General features: G+C 61.8%; 6 protein-coding genes and 1 pseudogene. 4 read left to right on the forward strand and 3 right to left on the reverse strand.

Going from position 1 to position 5395, the window contains the following annotated elements; translation table 11 throughout:
• Positions 1-1157 (reverse strand): winged helix-turn-helix domain-containing protein (locus ACN0Q0_RS17565; protein WP_417244484.1); only part of this gene is annotated, 1157 nt, incomplete at its 3' end.
• Between the two features lie 128 nt (positions 1158-1285).
• On the opposite strand from ACN0Q0_RS17565, the gene ACN0Q0_RS17570 reads away from it, so the two are divergent.
• Complete coding sequence (locus ACN0Q0_RS17570) at positions 1286-2206, forward strand: alpha/beta hydrolase (RefSeq protein ID WP_343504803.1); 921 nt, start codon at positions 1286-1288, stop codon at positions 2204-2206.
• A 450-nt stretch (positions 2207-2656) separates the two neighbouring features.
• Positions 2657-3469, forward strand: a complete 813-nt coding sequence (locus ACN0Q0_RS17575; RefSeq protein WP_417244485.1) for a molybdate ABC transporter substrate-binding protein — start codon at positions 2657-2659, stop codon at positions 3467-3469.
• A 492-nt stretch (positions 3470-3961) separates the two neighbouring features.
• On the opposite strand, the pseudogene ACN0Q0_RS17580 reads toward ACN0Q0_RS17575, so the two are convergent.
• Positions 3962-4177 (reverse strand): annotated as a pseudogene (locus ACN0Q0_RS17580) (IS66 family transposase); the annotation flags it as partial.
• A 62-nt stretch (positions 4178-4239) separates the two neighbouring features.
• Complete coding sequence (tnpB, locus tag ACN0Q0_RS17585) at positions 4240-4479, reverse strand: IS66 family insertion sequence element accessory protein TnpB (protein WP_417244486.1); 240 nt, start codon at positions 4477-4479, stop codon at positions 4240-4242.
• On the opposite strand from tnpB, the gene ACN0Q0_RS17590 reads away from it, so the two are divergent.
• Positions 4431-4688, forward strand: coding sequence for a DUF5372 family protein (locus ACN0Q0_RS17590; RefSeq protein ID WP_417244487.1), 258 nt, complete (start codon positions 4431-4433; stop codon positions 4686-4688). The genes tnpB and ACN0Q0_RS17590 overlap by 49 nt on opposite strands.
• Before the next feature lie 206 nt (positions 4689-4894).
• Positions 4895-5350, forward strand: a complete 456-nt coding sequence (locus tag ACN0Q0_RS17595) for a helix-turn-helix domain-containing protein (RefSeq protein ID WP_417244488.1) — start codon at positions 4895-4897, stop codon at positions 5348-5350.
• Positions 5351-5395 lie beyond the last annotated feature (45 nt).

A 5395-nucleotide genomic window follows, 5' to 3' on the forward strand; every position in this document is an offset into this window, starting at 1 on the left:
ATCCGTGGTCCTTTCTCGACCCCACCGTGCCCCGCCCGCCCCCGCCACACGGGCCACACCTCATCCGGATCGTCCGCGGCCAACAGATAGGCTCGCTCGGCCGCATCTCGGGCTTTTTGCCATAGCGCCTGGCGTTCGCCCTGAGACGCCGCTTCAAGCGCCAGAAAGCTGAGGTTGAGCGACAGGAACGACCATGCCTTGGCAAAGTCGGGATCGAGCGCGATGGCGTGATTGAAATGCCTTGTCGCGAGAGCAAACCCTTCGCGGTTCCAGTGATGCTTCGCCTCGAGGCCCAACAAGAAATGATCATAGGCGTCAAGGGAGTGGGGTTGCCGTGCTCGCGAACTGGCCAGTTCGGCACGGGCAATCGCGCCAGTCAACGCACCGGCCAGAGGCCCGGAGATCCGATCCAGAACATCAGCTTCGAGCTCCAGAAAGCCCGTTTCGTCACGGCTCCAACGATCCGACCAGATGAGTTTGCCCGTCTCGGCGTCCATCAAGCGGGCTGACACCCTTAGCGCACCGTCCTCAGCTGCCAGCGTTCCCGCCAGAAGGAATCTTGCTCCCAGAGAGTCGGCTGCTCGTTGCAAGGTGGAGCCCACAAGCATCTCGGCGGCTTCTGGTGCGACTACATCCAGCCAGTCATTGCGCGCAAGCTCCGTAGCAAGCTCGGCAGACAACCCCGCGCCACGCCGCCTCCATGTCTCGTCACCCGTCTGGGCCTCAAACGGCAGTACGGCAATCACCGGATGCCGGGCTTCGCCGGATGGCACCTCCCATATCGACGAAATGATGACTGCACTGACTGCCGCGAACAACACCAGCCCGGCCATCGTCGACCATCGCCCGATTTTTCGGCCACCGGCCCCTGTCGCAGTCAGAAGATAGCCCTGACGCGGTACCGATCTGATGATTTCGGACCCATTCGCGCCGAGCGCCCGCCTTGCCTCCGCAACAGCCTGATACAGCGAGTCCTCGCTGACCGTCACATCCGGCCAGACGACATCCATCAATTGGTCTTTCGAGACGACGCGGCCCTCGGCGGCAGCAAGCGCCTGCATAAGCGCGCGGGCTTGCCGCTTCAAGGGCACGGCTTCTCCGCCTGCGGTGAAGAGGTCGCCGCTTTCCGGGTCGAACCTGTGGTCGCCAAGCTCCATGACACCCTCCAGACAATACCATTCTACCGTCCGACTTTTGATTCAGAAAGAATTCAGACCCCGATCAGGACATTCCGATCATGTTCGGGCGTGCTTCCCTTGTCACAACACGCGAAGGGGCTATCGGAATGACACATCAATTCATCATGAATACGAAACTTCGCGCTGGCCTTGCTGCGGCCGTGCTGCTCATGCCATCGGCTTTGCGGGTCTGCGGCGAGGAGATCCCTGTCGGAGAAGGCAAGCTGACCTACGAAGAAGCTGGCAGCGGTCCAGTGGTTCTATTCCTTCATGGCGCGGTTTCGGACCATCGGGTCTGGGGAGGTATCCGTGACCGCGTTGCCGAGCGCCACCGCTTCGTGGCATATGATCAGCGGTATTTCGGACCCGCCGAATGGCCAGACGAGGCCGCCGGCTTTAGCGTCGCAACCCATGCCGAGGACCTTGCGACTGTTGTCGACGCGCTTGATGCGGGCCCCGTACACTTGGTAACTTGGTCCTATGGTGGCCTCGTCGGTCTGCGTTCAGCGATGGACCACCCGGAAAAGTTTCGCTCGATTGTCCATTTCGAGCCGACGGTTTCGTCCCTTCATGCGGGTCTGTCAGGCGAGCGCGCCGCAATCTCCCAGAAGTTCGCGGCTTTCGGCCCAATGGCCGAGGCGCTGCAAGCAGGCGAGGAAAAAGATGCCGTTCGGCGGTTGATCGAGGCAGCGTTTCGGTTGGAACCAGGTGAAGCGGATTCGCATTCCGACCTTGCGCAGCAGATGTGGGACGACAATGCGCGCACTCTTCCTCCATTTCTGGAAGCTGTCGCCGAAGCAGCATCGATCGACTGTGATGCGCTTTCGCGCATTGAGATCCCAACTTTGGTGATTCAAGGAAGCGACGCCTACGTTCTGGACGCGATGATGGCCGACGAGGTGGTGAGGTGCCAGCCGAATGCCATCGGTTCGGTTCTCGAGGGGACCAACCACGGAGGACCGGTTCAGGATCGCGCGGCGTTCGTCGATGCTGTTCTGTCCTTCGTTGATGCCACAGATGCGCCATAGGGGTATAGAGGGAACCCAACAAGCAGGGAAGCTGGGCGAAAGGCCCTAGCTGAAACCATCTATCGAAGAAAATAGAGGATATCTCTGTTTTGTCCTACCGTTCCAGCCCCTTCTGGCATTGAGATATGTCGAGCTGCACTCGGCACGACTTGTTGCTTCGGCTCGGCGCTGGTCGGTTTCTTCCTAGGGAACCTAGGCTTTTGGTACGTACTCGGGCTTCTTGATCAGTCCATGGTAGTAGCTCATCCCCACATGGACAAATTCGACTGCAAAATTATGCAAAATTTGCGTCGCATTCGCCGGCTTCTTCGGACAGTCTGCACCTGACATGACTCATTTTGAGGCAATCTCTCACGATCCGGTTGACCAGCTTTGCCTGTTTCACCAGGGCGAGTTGGGGAGAACTGCCTTCGGTCCGTGGTTGGAAAAGCGATTGAGGAGAGGAGACACATGCCAAAGCACATTCTGCCTGCAATCGCGGTGTTGGGTCTTGTGATGACGGGTCCCGCGACGGCAAAGGAACCGATCTCATTGGTGGCCGCAGGCAGCCTGAAAGCTGCCCTCGGACAGGTGGCGCACGCTTTCCAGAACGACACCGGAATCGCTGTCGAGACGACCTTCGGGCCTTCGGGGCTCATGCGCCAGTCGATCGAGGACGGCGCGCCGGCGCATGTCTTTGCCTCGGCCAACATGGCGCATCCGCAAGCCCTCGCCGAGGCGGGCAAGGGCGGGCCGGTGGTGCTGTTCGCCCGTAACCGCCTTTGCGGCCTCGCGCAGCCCGGACTGGAGGTCTCCGGCGATACCCTGCTTGACGTGATGCTGGCCCAGACCACCCGTCTCGGCACCTCGACACCGGGGGCTGATCCGTCCGGGGACTATGCTTGGCAGCTCTTCGACAAGGCTGATGAGCTCCGTCTCGGCGCGCGGGCCGAGTTGGAAAGCAAGGCGTTGCAGCTGACTGGTGGACCAGAGAGCGAGGCGGCCCCGGCAGGGCGTAACCCATACGCCTGGGTGATGGAAAACGACCGGGCTGATCTATTCCTGACCTATTGCACCAATGCGGTGCTGGCGCAGCGCGAGCTTCCAGAACTGCAGATCGTGACGGTGCCGCAGGCGCTTTCGGTGGGTGCCGACTATGGCCTTATCGTGCTCGAGGATGCGCCGCCCTCGGCCTGGGACCTGGCATTCCACATCCTGTCGCCCGATGGTCAGCGCGTGCTTGACAACTATGGCTTCGACGCGTCGGGCAGGGTCGGGGGGTGAGCGGATGATCCTCAGGGCGCTCCTGCTCGCCTGCCTCGCCGCGTCGCCCGGGTTTGCTCGCAGCGTGACCGACAGCGCTGGCCGCGTCGTGGAACTGCCCGAGCGGATCGAGACGGTGTTCGCCGCTGGCCCGCCGGCCTCGGTGCTGGTCTATGTGGTCGCACCCGAAGCGCTGACCGGCTGGCCTCGTGCGCTGCGCCCCGAGGAACGCGCTTATGTCGCCGAACCCTATCGCGACCTCCCCGAGACCGGGCGGCTCACCGGGCGCGGCGGCGAGGCCAACCTAGAGCGGGTGCTTGAGATCGCGCCGGATCTGATCCTCGACTTCGGCTCGGTGCGCGACACCTATATCGACCTTGCCGACCGGGTGCAGGCGCAGACCGGCATCCCCTACGTGCTGATCGACGGGCGCTTCGAGAACACGCCTGAGGCGCTGCGCCTCTTGGGCGAGGTGCTCGGCGTGCCCGAGCGAGGCGAGATGCTGGCCCGCGATGCCGAGGCGAGCTGGGCAATCTCCCGTTCAATCTTTTCTGACGACTTGCCGAAGGCCTGTTTCTGCAGTTTCGCAATCCTCAGCCGCAGCGTCTGGACCAGGTGTTCATGAGCCTGCAGCGTGGCCGACATGCGGGCATTCTCCGCCTGGAGGGCGGCGATCATCGCCTTCAGAACAGCGGGATCGTTGGAGAGGATATCGGCGTCATCAGACATGCCGACAGATACCACGTGGCACCCATAATAGCCAACAAAACAAGGGACTTCAGGGAGATAATCTATCCCACGCGCGCAGGTGGCGCGCCCCAGTCCGGACGGCGCCAATCGATCCCTTCCCACAGCATGGCCAGCTGAGCCGAGGTAAGCCGGGCAACGCCGCCTTCGGTGCTCGGCCACGGGAAGCGCCCGCGTTCCAGGACCTTGTACCTTGCGAGAGAATGCAGCCGCACTCGACGCAGAACAGGAGCTAGTGGGGGTAACGCATCCGTTTCATCCGCTGTTTGAGCGTCGCTTACCATGCGTGGGCCGCCGCCAGAACCGACATGGTGCGCGGCTCTTGCTGCAGGCCGAGGATGGCGCCGTCTGGTCGGTTCCTCCGCATTGGACTGATCTTGCGAGCCCTGAGCCAGAAGTGGTCATGGGGCGCGGGCGAGCGGCGTTGCGGGTTTCTGATCTGCTGGCGCTGGCTGACTTGGTAGAACGCCTCAGGGGCAAATTGGCGGGGTGATCAAGAGATGGATCGTAAGGCCAATTATGCCGCAGATGTAAAGCGAACTACGCCGCAAGTCATGCGATTTGGGCAATTCTTCGGCCGGTTTATCGAGGTAAGCCGCCGAGAATCGACGTTCTTATTTAGGCTTCATCTTGACGCCGCGCGCAATGGCGGCATAATTACTATTACACATTCTCTCCCTCTTACGCCCAGAGCCAGCGATGCCCGACAGCAGGCAGTCAAAGACCGCAGCCCTTGCCGAAGAGGGCACGCTCAATTCGGCGCCGGACAAGGTCCGCGATCCGAAGTTTCGCGGCAGCGACTTCTTCGACCCGCACGACATCGTGCAGGTCAAATACGAGATGCTGCGTCGCGTCTTGGTCGACAAGCTGTCGGTGACGGAGGCTGCCGACGAGTACGGGGTTTCCAGGCCGACCTACTATCAGGCCAAGGCGAACTTCGACACGGCAGGAATCGCGGGGCTAGTGCCGGAGAAGACAGGGCCCCGCGGGCCGCGCAAGATCGACGAAGCAATCTTGGCGTTCTTGCAGGCACGGCTGGCGCCTGGCGAACCCCTCCGTGCCCGCGACCTTGCCAAGCTGGCCCACGACGAACTCGACATCGATCTGCACCCCAGAACGATCGAACGGGCGCTAAAAAAAAGCACTGGCAAGTGAACTGTGCCGCGAAGGCGGCATGTTCATCGTCGACCATCGCAGTTC

The sequence above is a fragment of the Celeribacter sp. genome (assembly GCF_048259695.1).
Classification (GTDB): domain Bacteria; phylum Pseudomonadota; class Alphaproteobacteria; order Rhodobacterales; family Rhodobacteraceae; genus Celeribacter.